Origin of the sequence: Pseudomonas sp. KBN12P06040, from assembly GCF_037574965.1 — a bacterium.
GTDB lineage: Bacteria > Pseudomonadota > Gammaproteobacteria > Pseudomonadales > Pseudomonadaceae > Pseudomonas > Pseudomonas aeruginosa.
This window is the reverse complement of sequence record NZ_JBBELS010000001.1, coordinates 682,993-701,171: the sequence shown is the minus strand read 5'-3', so window position 1 is coordinate 701,171 and position 18,179 is coordinate 682,993. Positions and strand designations below refer to the sequence as shown.

Genomic DNA, 18,179 nt, shown 5'->3' with positions numbered 1-18,179 from the left:
TCAGGCGTGCTCCGCCAGCAATCGCTCGACTTCCGCCAGGCGCTCGTGAGTACCGACGTCGACCCACTGCCCACGATAGTGTTCGCCGCTGACCCGCCCCGCGGCGATGGCCTTGCGCAATAGCGGCGCCAGCTTGAAGGCGCCCGGCTGGCAGCCCTCGAACAGCGCGGGATGCAGTACGGCGATCCCGCTGTAGGTCAGGTTGCCGCCCGCTTCGCGGGTCTCGCCCACCCGTCCGCCGGCATCCAGGTGGAAATCGCCGGCGGGATGGTGCGCCGGGTTGTCGACCAGCACCAGATGCGCCAGGTCGCCGTCGGCAAGATGCAGCCGAGAGTAGTCGAAGTCGCTCCAGACATCGCCGTTGAGCAACAGGAACGGCTGCTCGCCGAGCAACGGCAGGGCGCGGAAGATTCCGCCACCGGTTTCCAGCGGTTCACCCTCCGGGGAATAGGCGATCCGCCCGCCCAGGCGCGAGCCGTCGCCGAGATAGGCCTCGATCTGCTCGCCAAGCCAGGCATGGTTGATCACCCAGTCGTCGACTCCGGCCTGGCGCAGCGCCAGCAACTGACGCACGATCAATGGCACGCCGGCGGCCTCGATCAGCGGCTTGGGCGTGTGCAGGGTGGTCGGCCGCATGCGCTCGCCACGCCCGGCGGCGAGGATCATCGCCTTCATGCCTCGGCTCCCTGCGGCAGCGAGGCCAGCAGCTCGCCCAGTTCGGCCAGCTCGGGACGGCGCGCCACGGCGGTTTCCAGATAACGGAAGAAGCGTGGCACGTCACCCAGGTAGCGCGGCTTGCCGTCGCGGTGACAAATACGGGCGAAGATGCCAATCACCTTCAGGTGGCGCTGCACGCCCATCAGGTCGCTGGCGCGGAGGAAGTCCTCGAAGCTTGGCGGCAGCGGGATGCCGGCCCAGGTCGCCTTCTTCCAGTAACGACTCAGCGCGGCATGCACGCGCGGCTCCGGCCAACTGACGAAGGCATCCTTGTACAGGCAGGTGACATCGTAGGTGACCGGGCCGTGCAGGGCGTCCTGGAAGTCGAGGACGCCCGGGTTGGGCTCGCTGAGCATCAGGTTGCGCGGCATATAGTCGCGATGGACGAACACCCGCGGCTGCTCCAGCGCGCTGCGTACCAGCAGGTCGCAGATCCGCTGCCAGCGGGCCAGCGTCTCGCCCTCCAGCTCCACGCCGAGGTGGCGGGCCAGGTACCAGTCGGGGAACAGCTGCAGCTCGCGGCGCAGCACCGCTTCGTCGTAGGCAGGCAGGACACCGGCGACATCGACCTTCTGGAAGGCGATCAGCGCATCCAGGGCCGGTTCGAACAGCTCGTCGGCATTTCCGGGATGAAGCACGTCGAGGTAGGTCTGCCGGCCCAGGTCACTGAGCAGCAGGAAACCGTTCTCCAGGTCCTGGGCGAGAATCCTCGGCACATGCACGCCGGCTTCGGCGAGCAGTCCGGCGACCTTGACGAACGGTCGGCAGTCTTCCTGGGGCGGCGGCGCGTCCATCACCACCAGGCTGCGGTCCCCTCCCTGCCAGCGGAAATAACGACGGAAGCTGGCGTCGCTACTGGCCGGGATCAGTTCGGCAAGGGGCACTTCCCCCCAACCTTCAGCAACGAACAACTCGGGCAAACAAGAGTCCAACCAGCGATTCAGCTGCTGGAAACGGGCATCATCAGACATTTACGGGGTTCTCCACGGCCCTAGCCGTTGCGCAGGTCATGCTTTATTATCCAGCATCTTGTGCGACACGCGTAGCGTGTCTCCGACTCCAAGCTGTAGGGCCAGCTTGGAGGATTTCCGAGAGGAAATCGCACGCTTGGGTATCCATCCCCAGGAACCAAAACCCGCCCAGAAGTCCATTGCCTTCAAGGACTTGCCGCAGCGGCGGTGGCAACCCCAAGGTCGCCTAGCACTCGGAAGCGCGACTGCGAACCGGCTCTTTTCGGTTCTGGAGTGCATGCCCAATGGAGGGTGTTATGAATGAGATGAGCCAAGATACCTTCGGCATAATCATGCTCACCGGCTTGCTTCTCGTCTGTTTAGGGATGGCAGCCTGGGCGGATTGGCCGAGGATCAAAAGCTACCTCAAACGACCGCCCTCCAAGCACTAACCCCGGCCCTTGTGGCCTAACCCTTGCGGGAGAGAATCCCCGCTGGGGTTCCTCCTGCCTCAAAACAGGAGGAAACCTTCCCCGAGAGCACGCTGCGCCCGCAGTACCTGCTCACATCAAACTGGAGACATGGGCGGAAGCTCTGTCTGTCATTGTCCAACCACGCCCATCAGGGTGCGGTAGCGGACTCGTTGTGCGACCAACGGTAGCCTACGACGACGTGCATCGCTGGTAACGGCGTTGTGCGAAGCTCGTCCGACAACGTAGCCCCCTATCCAGGGTGCAGTCCTTCCGCGAGGCAGACTGCAGATACTCGGAGCAGTACCGGGTTGAGGTGCCAGGCTGGCTGGTATGGGCAACACATGTGAATCGCTGATAAACACCGTAAGGATAGCCATGCCAAAACTGCTGTCAGGCATGAACCAAAAGGTATGTGGTCGGTTATCTCCGTGGGATGTGGGGATACGTCGCCTTCAAGACCACCGGTGAAAAGGCGAGTCCTAACCCAGTCGTGTGACAGATAGGGAACGTGGTAAGCCCGTATCGCCGCCCTCTGGGCAGGGGAGCCGCAAGGCGAACTGTTGGTGGTGCGGGTATGGGATCGCAGAGAAAGCGAATGCCGGGCTGTAATGGTCTGGATAGGGGTTGAGACATCACCCCACGGGAAACCGGGCAGACTTCTGCGTGGTCTTCCGTCGCAACAGCTCTGACAGAGACCGTCTCAATCAACCCAGGGCCAGCTTCCACCGGCCCTTAACAAACCTACCCTGGCGGGTGCCCCACCCCGTCAGGGGCGGCGTGCACCTTCCGCTCGGGTAGTTCACTTGAGAGGAAAGCAGCATGAAAGAGCTCAGCCAACAGGCCGGGCCTGCGCTTTCCGGCGCTCCACAGCAATGGCACGACGTCGATTGGAGTCGTGTCCAGCGGAACGTCCGGGGAATGCAGGTGCGGATTGCGAAGGCTTGCCGGGAAGGCAAATGGCGCAGGGTGAAAGCCTTGCAACGGATGCTGACCCGCTCGAAGTCGGCCAGATACTTGGCCGTACGGAGAGTCACGGAAAATCAGGGGAGCCGCACGACGGGAGTCGATAAGCAACTCTGGGATACACCCAACGCGAAATGGGAAGCGGTTGGTCAGTTGAAGACGCGGGGATACAAGGCGCGGCCTCTACGGCGCGTCTTTATCCCGAAGTCGGATGGCCGGGAACGCCCTTTGGGTATCCCGACCATGACGGATAGAGCCATGCAGGCGCTATATCTGCTGGCGCTGTCTCCTGTCGCAGAAACCCGGGGCGATCCGAATAGCTACGGCTTCAGGATCGAACGCTCCACGGCGGACGCGATGGCGCAGTTGTTCGTATGCCTATCCAAGCGAGCTTCCGCTCAATGGGTGCTGGACGCGGACATCGAAGGGTTCTTCGACAACATCAACCATGATTGGCTGATAAGGAATGTCCCCACGGATACACGAGTACTCCGGCAATGGTTAAAGGCCGGTGTTGTACACCGAGGGCAGTTGCACGCAACGGATGCAGGTACGCCACAAGGGGGGATCATCTCCCCAACCTTGGCAAATCTGGCACTGGATGGGCTGGAATCACTCCTCAAGCAACATTTGGGGGTGACGAGGGCGAAGAAGCTGAAAATCAACGTGGTGCGCTACGCGGATGATTTCGTAATCACTGGAGCCTCCTCGGAGGTACTGGAGAACGAGATCAAACCCTGGGTAGAGCAGTTCCTGGCCGTACGCGGGCTGCGGCTTTCTCCCAAGAAGACCCGCATCGTCCACATCGACGAAGGCTTCGACTTCCTCGGATGGAGCTTCCGGAAGTACGACGGAACGTTGTTGATCAAGCCGAGCAAGAAGAACACCAAAGCGTTCTACGGCAAGATCAGGGAGGTGATCGACACCCACAAGACGAGTAAGCAGGAGGACTTGATCCGACTGCTAAATCCAATCCTGCGGGGGTGGGCGCTTTACCATCAGCCAGTAGTGGCCAAACAGGCGTATAGCCGGATGGATAACAGGGCGTTTGTTAAGCTCTGGCGCTGGGCCAAAAGGCGGCATCCAAACAAGTCCCTGGACTGGATACGGAAGAAGTATTTCCGTCCACAAGGGGAACGCGGATGGGTGTTCGCCACCACGGTTCTGGAAGCGAACGGAACAAAACGGGAAGTCGAGTTGTACCAGCTTGCAGGGACACCGATCGAGCGGCACAAAAAGGTGAGTGGGGAATACAACCCCTACGACCCGACCATGGAGGCGGCAGGCGAAAAACTGCGCATGGAACGGATGCTGAACAAGCTGAAGTACCGGAAGCAAATCGCCAGTCTATTCACCAGCCAAAGTGGGTTATGCGCGCTATGCAAACAGCCGATATCCAGGGAAACCGGGTGGCACGATCACCACATTATCTACCGCTCACAAGGCGGTGGAGACTCCCTGGAGAACCGGGTACTATTGCACCCCATTTGTCACCAACAGCTCCACGCACGTGGTCTGCATGTGAGCAAACCGGCCCCCTTGGGGGTTTTGGATAGGCCTGAGCCGTAAGCGCTGAAAGGTGCACGTACGGTTCTTAGGGGGGGATCAGCCAGTAATGGCTGGTTCCCACCCGACTTTCAGCCCATCGAGAGGCGTGCGGCCCACCGGGCCGATGGCGCGCAGGAAGCCCGGATTAACAAGATGGCAGTGAAATCCCTCGTGTTTCGAAGAAAGTTTCCCCTGCTGGTCACCGGCAGCCTGCTGGCTCTGCAGCCGGTCGCAGCATTGACTGTACAGGCCGCCGATCAGTTCGACTGCAAGGTATCGGCCACCGGCGGCTGGGATTGCTCCCCGCTGCAGAACGCCAATGCCAACCTGCCACCGCGCCCGGCGCATACCGCGACCTCGGTCAGCACCGCCGCGGCGGGCACCAGTGTATCCGGCAGCGGAGGCGAAACCGTCGAGGCAGAGCCGACCCAGCGCCTGGTCACCGAGTCCGGCGGTCGCGCGCTGAAATCCCGCAGTGCGGACTACTCGCACCTCGACTGGATTCCTCGGGAAAAACTGACCGCCGCCCAGTTGGCGGAAATCGGCCCCTATTGCGGCGGCTCCTACATCGAGCCGGTGCGTCCGGGCATGGATGACGGCGCGCCCAGCGACGAGAGCCCGACCTACGTATCCGCCAAGGCTTCGCGCTACGAGCAGGAAAAACAGATCGCCACCCTCGCCGGTGACGTGGTCCTGCGCCAGGGCAGCATGCAGGTGGAAGGCGACGAGGCCAACCTGCACCAGCTGGAAAACCGCGGCGAACTGGTCGGCAACGTCAAGCTGCGCGACAAGGGCATGCTGGTGGTCGGTGACCACGCCCAGGTCCAGCTGGACAACGGCGAGGCCCAGGTCGACAACGCCGAGTACGTGATCCACAAGGCCCATGCCCGCGGCAGCGCGCTCTACGCCAAGCGCAGCGAGAACGCCATCATCATGCTCAAGGATGGCACCTACACCCGCTGCGAACCGAGCAGCAACGCCTGGACCCTGAAGGGCAACAACGTCAAGCTGAACCCGGCCACCGGCTTCGGCACCGCGACCAACGCGACCCTCCGGGTCAAAGATTTCCCGGTGTTCTACACCCCGTACATCTATTTCCCGATCGACGACCGCCGCCAGTCCGGCTTCCTGCCGCCGAGCTTCAGCAGCACCAGCGACACCGGCTTCACCCTGGTCACCCCGTACTACTTCAACCTGGCGCCGAACTACGACGCCACGTTGTACCCACGCTACATGGCCAAGCGCGGCATGATGCTGGAAGGCGAGTTCCGCTACCTGACCCACAGCAGCGAAGGGATGGTGACGGCCGCCTACCTGAACGACAAGGACGACCACCGCGAGAACTTCCCGGACTACAGCAAGGACCGCTGGCTGTACGGCCTCAAGAACACCACCGGCCTCGATTCGCGCTGGCTGGCCGAGGTCGACTACACGCGGATCAGCGATCCCTATTACTTTCAGGACCTGAACAGTGACCTGCAGGTGGGCAGTACTACTTACGTCAACCAGCAGGGAGCCCTAACCTATCGTGGCGATACCTTCACAGCACGCCTGAACGCACAGTCGTATCAGTTGGCGACCACCACTGACATTACGCCCTATGATCGCCTGCCGCAGATCACCTTCAACGGCTTCCTTCCCTATAACCCGGGCGGCCTGAAACTGGATTACTCCACCGAGTTCGTTCGCTTCGACCGCGACCTCGACGAGAATGTCTACTTCAACGATGACGGCAGCATCCGTGGACAGCGCCCAGACGCTTATCTGGAAGGCCTGGCCCGTGCCACCGGCGACCGCATGCATCTCGAGCCTGGCGTCAGCCTGCCGATGACCCGTAGTTGGGGGTACCTGACGCCGACGCTGAAGTATCTCTACACCAAATATGATCTGGATCTGGACAGCAAGGGCAAGAACTCCCTCAACGTCTATCAGGAAACCTTCGATAGCAATCAGGACCGCTCGCTACCACTGGTCAAGATCGACAGCGGCCTGTACTTCGACCGGGACACCAGCTTCGCAGGCACCCAGTTCCGCCAGACCCTGGAACCTCGCGCCATGTACCTGTACGTGCCATACAAGAACCAGGAAAATATCCCGGTCTTCGACACCAGCGAACCGTCATTCAGCTACGACTCGCTATGGCGTGAGAACCGCTTCTCAGGCCGCGACCGCATCGGCGACGCCAACCAGCTGTCCTTGGGCGTGACGACTCGCTTCATCGAATCGAACGGTTTTGAACGTGCCACACTGAGTGCCGGCCAGATCTACTACTTCCGTGATCGCCGAGTCCAGTTGCCAGGCCTGAGCGAAAAAGATCTGGATCTCTTGGAACAAAAGAGGCTGGAAGATCCAGCTCTGCCAGAAGTAAAGAGACCAGACACCGACAGTTGGCGGTCACCTTATGCCCTGGCCGGTCTGTACCGCTTCAATCGTGACTGGAATGTCACTTCCGATTTCAATTGGAACCCAAACACCAGCCGCACCGAGTCCGGCAGTGCAATGTTCCACTACCAACCGGAAAACAACCCGAACAAGGTCGTCAATGCGGGCTATCGCTATCGCGAAGACTCCCGTCGCTTCAACAGCTCCACCGGGCGCTTCGAATATGGTCGCGAAAACGACATCATCAAGCAGCACGACTTCTCGGTCATCTGGCCGCTGGTGCCGCAGTGGTCCGTGCTCGCCCGCTGGCAGTACGACTACAACAAGAACCGCACACTCGAGGCCTTCGGCGGCTTCGAATACGACAGCTGCTGCTGGAAGCTGCGCCTGATCAACCGCTACTGGCTGGATGTGGACGATGACGCCTTCCTCGTGCAGAGCGAGAAGGCCGACCGCGGCATCTTCCTGCAGATCGTCCTGAAGGGCCTCGGCGGCATCGTGGGCAACAAGACGGAAATGTTCCTCGACAAAGGCATCCAAGGTTATCGTCAACGTGAAGATCAAGCTATGTAACCGGCTGCGCCCCCTTGCATTGGGCGCAGCACTCCTTTGCTCCTTCGCGCATGCCGAAGTGGTACCACTGGACCGGGTCGTCGCCATCGTCGACAACGATGTGATCATGCAGAGCCAGCTCGACCAGCGCCTGCGTGAAGTGCACCAGACGCTGCTCAAGCGCGGTGCGCCGCTGCCGCCCGAGCACGTGCTGACCCAGCAGGTGCTGGAACGCCTGATCATCGAGAACATCCAGCAGCAGATCGGCGACCGCTCCGGCATCCGTATCTCCGACGAGGAGCTGAACCAGGCGATGGGCACCATCGCCCAGCGCAACGGCATGAGCCTGGAGCAGTTCCAGGCCGCCCTCACCCGCGACGGCCTGTCCTACGCCGACGCCCGCGAGCAGGTCCGTCGCGAGATGGTGATCAGCCGTGTGCGCCAGCGCCGGGTCGCCGAGCGCATCCAGGTCAGCGAGCAGGAGGTGAAGAACTTCCTTGCCTCGGACATGGGCAAGATCCAGCTTTCCGAAGAGTACCGCCTGGCCAATATCCTGATCCCGGTGCCGGAAGCCGCGTCCTCGGACGTGATCCAGGCCGCCGCAAAGCAGGCCCAGGAGCTCTACCAGCAGCTCAAGCAGGGCGCCGACTTCGGCCAACTGGCGATTTCCCGCTCGGCCGGCGACAACGCCCTGGAAGGCGGCGAGATCGGCTGGCGCAAGGCCGCCCAGTTGCCGCAGCCGTTCGACAGCATGATCGGCTCCCTGGCCGTCGGCGACGTCACCGAGCCTGTCCGCACCCCCGGCGGCTTCATCATCCTCAAGCTGGAAGAGAAGCGCGGCGGCAGCAAGATGGTCCGTGACGAGGTGCATGTCCGCCATATCCTGCTCAAGCCCAGCGAAATCCGCAGCGAAGCGGAGACCGAGAAGCTGGCGCAGAAGCTGTACGAGCGCATCCAGTCCGGGGAGGACTTCGGCGAACTGGCGAAGAGCTTCTCCGAAGATCCGGGTTCCGCCCTCAACGGCGGCGACCTGAACTGGATCGACCCGGAAGCCCTGGTGCCCGAGTTCCGCCAGGTGATGAACGATACCCCGCAGGGCGAGCTGTCCAAGCCGTTCCGCTCGCAGTTCGGCTGGCACATCCTGCAGGTCCTCGGCCGTCGCGCCACCGACAGCAGCGAGAAGTTCCGCGAGCAGCAGGCGGTAAGCGTTCTGCGCAACCGCAAGTACGACGAGGAACTGCAAGCCTGGCTGCGGCAGATCCGCGACGAGGCCTACGTGGAAATCAAGCAGTGAGCCTGCGCTTCGCGCTCACTCCCGGCGAGCCGGCAGGTATCGGACCCGATCTGTGCCTGCTGCTCGCCCGCTCCGCCCAGCCCCACCCCCTGATCGCCATCGCCAGCCGCACGCTCCTGCAAGAGCGCGCCGGCCAACTGGGCCTGGCGATCGACCTTAAGGACGTTTCCCCGGCCGCCTGGCCAGAGCGACCGGCCAAGGCCGGCCAACTGTACGTATGGGATACGCCGCTGGCCGCCCCGGTCCGCCCCGGGCAATTGGACCGCGCCAACGCCGCCTACGTCCTGGAAACCCTGACCCACGCCGCTCAGGGCTGCCTCGACGGGCACTTCGCCGGGATGATCACCGCACCGGTACACAAGGGCGTGATCAACGAAGCCGGAATCCCCTTTTCCGGCCATACCGAATTCCTCGCCGACCTCACCCACACCGCCCAGGTGGTGATGATGCTGGCCACTCGCGGCCTGCGCGTGGCCCTGGCGACCACCCACCTGCCGCTGCGCGAGGTCGCCGACGCCATTAGCGACGAGCGCCTGTCCCGGGTCGCGCGCATCCTCCACGCCGACCTGCGCGACAAGTTCGGCATCGCCCATCCGCGCATCCTGGTCTGCGGACTCAACCCGCACGCCGGCGAAGGCGGTCACCTGGGCCGGGAAGAGATCGAGGTGATCGAACCCTGCCTCGAGCGCCTGCGTGGCGAAGGCCTCGACCTGATCGGCCCGCTGCCGGCCGACACCCTCTTCACTCCCAAGCACCTGGAGCATTGCGACGCGGTGCTGGCGATGTACCACGACCAGGGCCTCCCCGTGCTCAAGTACAAGGGCTTCGGTGCCGCCGTGAACGTGACCCTCGGCCTGCCGATCATCCGCACCTCTGTCGACCACGGTACCGCCCTCGACCTGGCCGGCAGCGGCCGCATCGATAGCGGCAGCCTGCAGGTCGCCCTGGAAACCGCCTACCAGATGGCGGCCAGCCGCTGCTGACGGCGGTCGGCCATCGTTTAGCCCTGCCGGCCCGACGCTTCGCTGTTAAAATGGCGCCCTTTCGCATCCGCGCCTCCCGCCTTGGCCTGGGGCCCGCAGCCTGGAACCGTTTCCAATGTCCGAGCTTTACCAACACCGCGCGCGCAAGCGCTTCGGCCAGAACTTCCTGCACGATGCCGGGGTGATTCACCGCATCCTCCGTGCCATCCATGCCCGCGAGGGTCAGCGCCTGCTGGAGATCGGCCCGGGCCAGGGCGCCCTGACCGAGGGACTGCTGGGCAGCGGCGCACGCCTGGACGTGATCGAGCTCGACCAGGACCTGATCCCCCTGTTGAAGCTGAAATTCGGCCTCGAGTCGCGCTTCAGCCTGCACCAGGGCGACGCCCTCAAGTTCGATTTCGCCTCGCTGGTGGAGAGCGGCGAGAAGCTGCGAGTGGTCGGCAACCTGCCCTACAACATCTCCACGCCACTGATCTTCCATCTGCTGGAGCACGCGCCGGTGATCGAGGACATGCACTTCATGCTGCAGAAGGAAGTGGTCGAGCGCCTGGCGGCCACGCCGGGCGGCGGGGACTGGGGCCGGCTCTCGATCATGGTCCAGTATCACTGTCGGGTGGAGCACCTGTTCAACGTCGGCCCCGGCGCGTTCAACCCGCCGCCCAAGGTCGACTCGGCCATCGTCCGTCTCACCCCCTTCGCCGAGCCGCCCCATCCGGCACGCGATCCGAAACTGCTCGAACGGGTGGTCCGCGAGGCCTTCAACCAGCGCCGCAAGACCCTGCGCAACACCCTCAAGCCTCTCCTGAGCGTCGAGGACATCGAGGCCGCAGAGGTCGATCCGACCCTTCGTCCCGAACAACTCGACCTGGCCGCATTCGTCCGCCTGGCCAACCGGCTGGCCGAGCTGCCAGGCAATCGTTAGTCTGGTGAGACACTCGTCAGGAATCAGGCAAGCCGTATGAGCGATACCCAGCACCAGGTCAACGTCAGGGTCGACACCCGCTACCTTCCGGAACAGTCCGCCCCGGAGCAGAACCGTTTCGCCTTCGCCTACACGGTGACCATCGAGAATCAGGGCGAGGTTCCGGCCCAACTGCTGTCGCGCCACTGGATCATCACCGACGGCGACGGCCGTACCCAGGAAGTTCGCGGCGCCGGCGTGGTCGGCGAGCAACCGCTGATCGCCCCCGGCGCGCAACACACCTACACCAGCGGCACGGTGCTGGCGACCCGGGTCGGCAGCATGCGCGGCAGCTATCAGATGCTCGGCAGCGACGGAATCGCCTTCGACGCCGCGATCCCGGTGTTTCGCCTGGCCGTACCGGGAGCGCTGCACTGATGGCGGTCTACGCGGTAGGCGACCTGCAGGGTTGCCTGGATCCCCTGAAATGCCTGCTGGAGCGCGTCGCCTTCGACCCGGCCAAGGACCGCCTGTGGCTGGTCGGCGACCTGGTCAACCGCGGCCCGCAGTCCCTGGAGACGCTGCGCTTCCTTTATGCCATGCGCGAGTCGGTGGTCAGCGTCCTGGGCAACCACGACCTGCACCTGCTGGCGGTGGCGCACAAGTCCGAGCGCCTGAAGAAGTCCGACACGCTGCGGGAAATCCTCGAGGCGCCGGACCGCGAGCCACTGCTCGACTGGCTGCGTCGCCTGCCGCTGCTGCACTACGACGAACAACGCAAGGTCGCCCTGGTGCATGCCGGCATCCCCCCGCAGTGGAGCCTGGAAAAAGCCCGCCTGCGCGCAGCCGAGGTGGAGCAAGCATTGCGCGACGACCAGCGCCTGCCGCTGTTCCTCGACGGCATGTACGGCAACGAGCCGGCCAAGTGGGACAAGAAGCTGCATGGCATCGATCGCCTGAGGGTGATCACCAACTACTTCACCCGCATGCGTTTCTGCACCGAAGATGGCAAGCTCGACCTGAAGAGCAAGGAAGGCCTCGACACCGCACCGCCCGGCTACGCCCCCTGGTTCAGCTTCCCTTCGCGCAAGACTCGCGGCGAGAAGATCATCTTCGGCCACTGGGCGGCCCTCGAAGGCCACTGCGACGAGCCCGGCCTGTTCGCCCTGGATACCGGCTGCGTCTGGGGCGCGCGGATGACCCTGTTGAACGTCGACAGCGGCGAACGCCTGAGCTGCGATTGCGCCGAACAGCGCGCGCCGGCCAGACCCGCCGCCACGCCCGCATGAATCCCCGGCGTCCGGTGGACGCCCTGTACACAGGTACCCCGACATGAGCGACACCTTCCAGCGCATCGCCCCCGAACAGGCCCGCCAGCTCCGCGAAAACGGCGCCCAGGTGGTCGACATCCGCGACCCGCAGAGCTTCGCTGTCGGCCATATCAGCGGCTCGCGGCACATCGACAACCACTCGGTGGCGGACTTCATCGCCGCCGCCGACCTCGACGCTCCGCTGGTGGTGGTCTGTTACCACGGCAACTCCAGCCAGAGCGCCGCCGCCTATTTCATCCAGCAGGGCTTCAGCGACGTCTACAGCCTCGACGGCGGCTTCGAGCTATGGCGCAGCGTCTATCCCGCGGATACCAGCAGCGGCGAAGCGGAGTAGGCCGCGCCGCTACCCCGCCAAAAAAACTGTAACTTCTCTCGCCTTTCTTCCTTTACTCCGTCCAGAACGAACTATTCTTTTCCTCAGGCCATCCAAAACAGGGGAGAGCCGGCACACCGGCTTCCGGGCCATCGGCTGTGACCGTTAGGAGCGCTGGCGGAAAGGGAAGCACCGTACAGCGACGGAGTCTGGGGGATTCTCGCCGGCCTGGCTGGCGGCCCCCCCGCACCCGCACGACCGATCCCGCGCCGGCTCACTGCATCGAGCGAGGAGACGTCATGAGCATTTTCAGTCACTTCCAGGAACGCTTCGAAGCGACCCGCCAAGAGGAATATTCCCTCCAGGAATATCTCGACCTCTGCAAGCAAGACAAGACAGCCTATGCCTCCGCCGCCGAGCGCCTGCTGATGGCGATCGGCGAGCCGGAGTTGCTGGACACCTCGGTGGACTCCAGGCTGTCGCGGATCTTCTCCAACAAGGTGATTCGCCGCTACCCGGCGTTCGCCGACTTCCACGGCATGGAGGAATGCATCGACCAGATCGTCGCGTTCTTCCGCCACGCGGCCCAGGGCCTGGAGGAGAAGAAGCAGATCCTTTACCTGCTCGGCCCGGTCGGCGGCGGTAAATCCTCCCTGGCGGAAAAACTCAAGCAACTGATGGAGAAGGTGCCCTTCTACGCGATCAAGGGCTCGCCGGTCTTCGAGTCGCCGCTGGGCTTGTTCAACCCCGACGAAGACGGCGCCATCCTCGAGGAGGACTACGGCATCCCGAGGCGCTACCTGCGCTCGATCATGTCGCCCTGGGCAACCAAGCGCCTCAACGAGTTCGGCGGCGACATCAGCCAGTTCCGCGTGGTCAAGCTGTACCCCTCGATCCTCAACCAGATCGCCATCGCCAAGACCGAGCCCGGCGACGAGAACAACCAGGACATATCCGCGCTGGTCGGCAAGGTCGACATCCGCAAGCTGGAGGAATACCCGCAGAACGACGCGGACGCCTACAGCTATTCGGGCGCCCTCTGCCGGGCCAACCAGGGCCTGATGGAATTCGTCGAGATGTTCAAGGCCCCGATCAAGGTCCTGCACCCGCTGCTGACCGCGACCCAGGAAGGCAACTACAACAGCACCGAAGGCCTCGGTGCCCTGCCCTACAGCGGCATCATTCTGGCTCACTCCAACGAGTCGGAATGGCACAGCTTCCGCAACAACAAGAACAACGAGGCCTTCATCGACCGCATCTACATCGTCAAGGTGCCGTACTGCCTGCGCGTGGCGGACGAGATCAAGATCTACGACAAGTTGCTGGTCAACAGCTCGCTGGCGCATGCCCACTGCGCGCCGGACACCCTGAAGATGCTCTCGCAGTTCTCCGTGCTGTCGAGGCTGAAAGAGCCGGAAAACTCGAATATCTACTCGAAGATGCGGGTATATGACGGCGAAAACCTGAAAGATACCGATCCCAAGGCCAAGTCGATCCAGGAATACCGCGACTCGGCCGGGGTCGACGAAGGCATGGCCGGGCTTTCCACCCGCTTCGCCTTCAAGATCCTCTCCAAGGTATTCAACTTCGACCCGCACGAGGTAGCGGCCAACCCGGTGCACCTGCTCTACGTCCTCGAACAGCAGATCGAGCAGGAACAGTTCCAGCCGGAAACCCGCGAGCGCTACCTGCGCTTCATCAAGGAATACCTGGCGCCGCGCTACGTCGAGTTCATCGGCAAGGAAATCCAGACCGCCTACCTGGAGTCCTACAGCGAATACGGTCAGAACATCTTCGACCGCTATGTGCTGTACGCCGACTTCTGGATCCAGGATCAGGAATACCGCGACCCGGAAACCGGCGAGATCCTCAACCGCGCCGCCCTCAACGAGGAACTGGAGAAGATCGAGAAACCCGCGGGCATCAGCAACCCGAAGGACTTCCGCAACGAGATCGTCAACTTCGTGCTGCGCGCCCGCGCCGGCAACAACGGCAAGAACCCGAGCTGGCTGTCCTACGAGAAGCTGCGCGTGGTGATCGAGAAGAAGATGTTCTCCAACACCGAGGACCTGCTTCCGGTCATCAGCTTCAACGCCAAGGCCAGCAAGGAGGACCAGCAGAAGCACAACGACTTCGTCAAACGCATGGTCGAGCGCGGCTACACCGAGAAGCAGGTCCGCCTGCTGTCGGAATGGTACCTGCGGGTTCGCAAGTCGCAGTAGTCTGCCATCGGTACGGTCGCTGCGACCGTACCGGTCGCCGTCGCATTCGGACCTCGGCGCCTCCGCTCCGGCGGGGCGCCACAGGCCCTGAGGAGCATTCATGAGCTACGTCATCGACCGGCGTCTGAACGGCAAGAACAAGAGCACGGTGAACCGCCAGCGCTTCCTGAGGCGCTACCGTGAACACATCAAGAAGGCCGTCGAGGAGGCCGTCAGCCGGCGTTCCATCACCGACATGGAGCACGGCGAGCAGATCAGCATTCCCGGGCGCGATATCGACGAACCGGTGCTGCACCATGGCCGCGGCGGGCGGCAGACCGTCGTCCACCCCGGCAACAAGGAATTCACCGCCGGCGAGCACATCGCCCGCCCATCCGGCGGCGGGGGTGGCCGCGGCGGCGGCAAGGCCAGCAACAGCGGCGAAGGCATGGACGACTTCGTCTTCCAGATCACCCAGGAGGAGTTCCTCGACTTCATGTTCGAGGACCTGGAGCTGCCCAACCTGGTCAAGCGCCACATCACCGGCACCGACACCTTCAAGACCGTCCGCGCCGGCATCAGCAACGACGGCAACCCGTCGCGCATCAACATCGTCCGCACCCTGCGCTCGGCCCATGCGCGGCGCATCGCGCTGTCCGGCGGCAGCCGGGCCAAGCTGCGCGCGGCGCTGAAGGAACTGGAGCGGATCAAGCGCGAAGAACCGGACAACCTCGGCGATATCCAGGAACTCGAGCTGGAAATCGCCAAGCTCCGCGCGCGCATCGACCGGGTGCCGTTCCTCGATACCTTCGATCTCAAGTACAACCTGCTGGTCAAGCAGCCCAACCCCACCTCCAAGGCGGTGATGTTCTGCCTGATGGACGTCTCCGGCTCGATGACCCAGGCGACCAAGGACATCGCCAAGCGCTTCTTCATCCTGCTCTACCTGTTCCTCAAGCGGAACTACGAGAAGATCGAAGTGGTGTTCATCCGCCACCACACCAGCGCCCGCGAGGTCGACGAGGAGGAGTTCTTCTACTCCCGCGAGACCGGCGGCACCATCGTCTCCAGCGCGCTGAAGATGATGCAGGAGATCATGGCCGAGCGTTATCCGACCCATGAGTGGAACATCTACGCCGCCCAGGCCTCGGACGGCGACAACTGGAACGACGACTCGCCGGTGTGCCGGGACATCCTCCTCAAGCAGATCATGCCGTTCGTCCAGTACTACACCTACGTCGAGATCACCCCGCGCGAACACCAGGCCCTGTGGTTCGAGTACGAGCGCGTGCGCGAAGCCTTCGAAGACAGCTTCGCCCAGCAGCAGATCGTCTCGGCATCGGACATCTACCCGGTGTTCCGCGAGCTGTTCCAGAGGAGGCTCGTCGCATGAGCAAGCGCCAGCCCATCGCCACCGGCTCGGAATGGACCTTCGAGCTGATCCAGCAGTACGACCGGGAAATCAGCAGGATCGCCGAACGCTATGCCCTGGATACCTATCCGAACCAGATCGAGGTGATCACCGCCGAGCAGATGATGGACGCCTACGCCTCGGTGGGCATGCCGATCGGCTATAACCACTGGTCCTACGGCAAGCACTTCCTCAGCACGGAAAAGAACTACAAGCGTGGCCAGATGGGCCTGGCCTACGAGATCGTGATCAACTCCGACCCCTGCATCGCCTACCTGATGGAGGAAAACACCCAGTGCATGCAGGCGCTGGTGATCGCCCACGCCTGCTACGGGCACAACAGTTTCTTCAAGGGCAACTACCTGTTCCGCACCTGGACCGATGCCAGTTCGATCATCGATTACCTGGTGTTCGCCAAGCAGTACATCATGCAGTGCGAGGAGCGCTACGGGATCGACGCGGTGGAAGACCTGCTCGACTCCTGCCACGCCCTGATGAACTACGGTGTCGACCGCTACAAGCGGCCCTACCCGATTTCCGCGGAAGAGGAGCGGCAGCGGCAGAAGGAGCGCGAGGAACTGATCCAGCGCCAGGTCAACGACCTCTGGCGGACCATCCCGCGCGTCGGCGGCAAGGACAAGGAACAATCCATGGCGCGCTATCCGAGCGAGCCGCAGGAGAACATCCTCTACTTCATCGAGAAGAACGCGCCGCTGCTGGAGCCCTGGCAGCGTGAGGTGATCCGCATCGTGCGCAAGATCGCCCAGTATTTCTACCCGCAACGCCAGACCCAGGTGATGAACGAAGGCTGGGCGACCTTCTGGCACTACACGCTGCTCAACGACCTCTACGACGAAGGCCTGGTCAACGACGGCTTCATGATGGAGTTCCTGCAATACCACACCAGCGTGGTCTACCAGCCGTCCTTCGACAGCCCCTACTACAGCGGCATCAACCCCTACGCCCTGGGCTTCGCCATGTACCGCGACATCCGCCGCATCTGCGAGGAACCTACCGACGAGGACCGCCGCTGGTTCCCGGATATCGCCGGCAGCGACTGGCTGGCCACGCTGAAGTTCGCCATGAAGAGCTTCAAGGACGAAAGCTTCATCCTCCAGTTCCTCTCGCCCAAGGTGATTCGCGACCTGAAGCTGTTCAGCATTCTCGACGACGACCAGAAGGACGACCTGCTGGTCGCGGCGATCCACGACGAAGCCGGCTACCGCACCATCCGCGAGACCCTGGCGGCGCAGTACAACCTCGGCAACCGCGAGCCGAACATCCAGATCTGGAACGTCGACCGTCGCGGCGACCGCTCGCTGACCCTGCGCCACCAGCAGTTCGACCGCCAGCCGCTGAGCGACTCCACCGCCGACGTGCTCAAGCACCTGCATCGCTTGTGGGGCTTCGATATCCACCTGGAGACCCTGCAGGGCGACCAGCTCGTGCAGACCCACCACATGCCGCCCAAGGGCGCCAGCGAGGGCGAGGAAGGCTACCCGCGTTTGGACCTGATCATCCCGCCCATTTGATCGGTTGACGTCCGCCCCGACCGCCGGCCAGCATGCCGGCACGGTCGGGGCGCCCACAGCAGAACAAGAAGCCGGCCGTCCACGGGAGCCGCCATGCGCCTGTTCGCCATCGTCCTGCTCTGCCTCGTCCTGGCCACCTGCGCCAGCCACATCCCCAGCGCCCGGGTGACCCATCCGGCCAGCGCCGGACTGCCCGGCCTGCAAGGTTTCCAGTTGATGCCGCCGGAACAGGCGGTCGACGCCCTTCCCTACCGCAACCGCTATCCGCTGATAAACGCAGAGCTGCGCCAGGGACTGGCGGCCCACGGCTACCACGAGAGCGCTACCCCGCAATTCCGCGTCTACTACTGGCTGGCGCTACGCGACGCACCGCTGGAGTTCCGCCCCGACCTTCCGCCCACCTCCGGCATGGGGCCTTATCTGGCGATCCACCGCCTGCGCGACGAAACCGGGACATTGCGCGTGCGCCTGGTCGACCTGGAGGAGCGCGTTCTCTGGGAAGGTATGGTAAGCACCGGCCTCAGCCCCGCCAGGGCCAATCCGGAACAGCTCGAACTGGCGGTCGGCGCCCTGCTCCGGCAGCTTCCACGCGCCCGCTAGGACACCCTGGGGTAGACTTCCGCCTATC

Annotated in this window: 14 protein-coding genes; 12 read left to right on the top strand and 2 right to left on the bottom strand. The window is 63.4% G+C overall.

Annotated features, from left to right (window positions below; translation table 11 throughout):
• Together murU and VQ067_RS03260 are read right to left on the bottom strand one after the other, a co-directional pair.
• On the bottom strand, positions 1-675 hold the full coding sequence (murU, locus tag VQ067_RS03265; protein ID WP_033990554.1) for an N-acetylmuramate alpha-1-phosphate uridylyltransferase MurU: 675 nt from the start codon (positions 673-675) through the stop codon (positions 1-3).
• Positions 672-1,688 (bottom strand): aminoglycoside phosphotransferase family protein, encoded by a 1,017-nt coding sequence (locus VQ067_RS03260; protein WP_033989253.1) that lies wholly within the window; start codon positions 1,686-1,688, stop codon positions 672-674. The genes murU and VQ067_RS03260 overlap by 4 nt, the downstream gene beginning before the upstream one ends.
• Before the next feature lie 1,271 nt (positions 1,689-2,959).
• Here VQ067_RS03260 and ltrA point away from each other — a divergent pair.
• The 12 genes from ltrA to VQ067_RS03200 all read left to right on the top strand — a co-directional run bounded on the left by ltrA (position 2,960) and on the right by VQ067_RS03200 (position 18,151).
• On the top strand, positions 2,960-4,672 hold the full coding sequence (ltrA, locus tag VQ067_RS03255; protein WP_023435438.1) for a group II intron reverse transcriptase/maturase: 1,713 nt from the start codon (positions 2,960-2,962) through the stop codon (positions 4,670-4,672).
• A 132-nt stretch (positions 4,673-4,804) separates the two neighbouring features.
• A complete protein-coding gene (gene lptD, locus VQ067_RS03250) occupies positions 4,805-7,606 on the top strand; it encodes an LPS-assembly protein LptD (protein WP_003085092.1) in 2,802 nt (933 codons plus the stop codon).
• The gene (locus tag VQ067_RS03245) at positions 7,587-8,879 is read left to right on the top strand and encodes a peptidylprolyl isomerase (RefSeq protein ID WP_003129198.1); all 1,293 of its coding nucleotides are present in this window, start codon (positions 7,587-7,589) and stop codon (positions 8,877-8,879) included. The genes lptD and VQ067_RS03245 overlap by 20 nt, the downstream gene beginning before the upstream one ends.
• The gene (gene pdxA, locus VQ067_RS03240) at positions 8,876-9,862 is read left to right on the top strand and encodes a 4-hydroxythreonine-4-phosphate dehydrogenase PdxA (RefSeq protein WP_003129197.1); all 987 of its coding nucleotides are present in this window, start codon (positions 8,876-8,878) and stop codon (positions 9,860-9,862) included. The genes VQ067_RS03245 and pdxA overlap by 4 nt, the downstream gene beginning before the upstream one ends.
• Positions 9,863-9,977: 115 nt before the next feature.
• Entirely contained in the window at positions 9,978-10,784 is an 807-nt protein-coding gene (gene rsmA / locus VQ067_RS03235; protein WP_003099569.1) for a 16S rRNA (adenine(1518)-N(6)/adenine(1519)-N(6))-dimethyltransferase RsmA, read from the top strand.
• 36 nt (positions 10,785-10,820) lie between these two features.
• A complete protein-coding gene (gene apaG, locus VQ067_RS03230; RefSeq protein ID WP_003085085.1) occupies positions 10,821-11,201 on the top strand; it encodes a Co2+/Mg2+ efflux protein ApaG in 381 nt (126 codons plus the stop codon).
• Positions 11,201-12,052, top strand: a complete 852-nt coding sequence (locus tag VQ067_RS03225; RefSeq protein ID WP_003113213.1) for a symmetrical bis(5'-nucleosyl)-tetraphosphatase — start codon at positions 11,201-11,203, stop codon at positions 12,050-12,052. The genes apaG and VQ067_RS03225 overlap by 1 nt, the downstream gene beginning before the upstream one ends.
• A 43-nt stretch (positions 12,053-12,095) precedes the next feature.
• A complete protein-coding gene (gene glpE / locus VQ067_RS03220) occupies positions 12,096-12,428 on the top strand; it encodes a thiosulfate sulfurtransferase GlpE (protein ID WP_003099577.1) in 333 nt (110 codons plus the stop codon).
• Between the two features lie 278 nt (positions 12,429-12,706).
• The gene (locus tag VQ067_RS03215) at positions 12,707-14,629 is read left to right on the top strand and encodes a PrkA family serine protein kinase (RefSeq protein WP_003085078.1); all 1,923 of its coding nucleotides are present in this window, start codon (positions 12,707-12,709) and stop codon (positions 14,627-14,629) included.
• Positions 14,630-14,729: 100 nt separating this feature from the next.
• A complete protein-coding gene (locus tag VQ067_RS03210; protein WP_003099579.1) occupies positions 14,730-16,001 on the top strand; it encodes a YeaH/YhbH family protein in 1,272 nt (423 codons plus the stop codon).
• Entirely contained in the window at positions 15,998-17,551 is a 1,554-nt protein-coding gene (locus tag VQ067_RS03205; protein WP_003099581.1) for a SpoVR family protein, read from the top strand. Before VQ067_RS03210 ends, VQ067_RS03205 begins: the two co-directional genes overlap by 4 nt.
• A 93-nt stretch (positions 17,552-17,644) precedes the next feature.
• Positions 17,645-18,151 (top strand): DUF4136 domain-containing protein, encoded by a 507-nt coding sequence (locus VQ067_RS03200; protein WP_003085071.1) that lies wholly within the window; start codon positions 17,645-17,647, stop codon positions 18,149-18,151.
• Positions 18,152-18,179 lie beyond the last annotated feature (28 nt).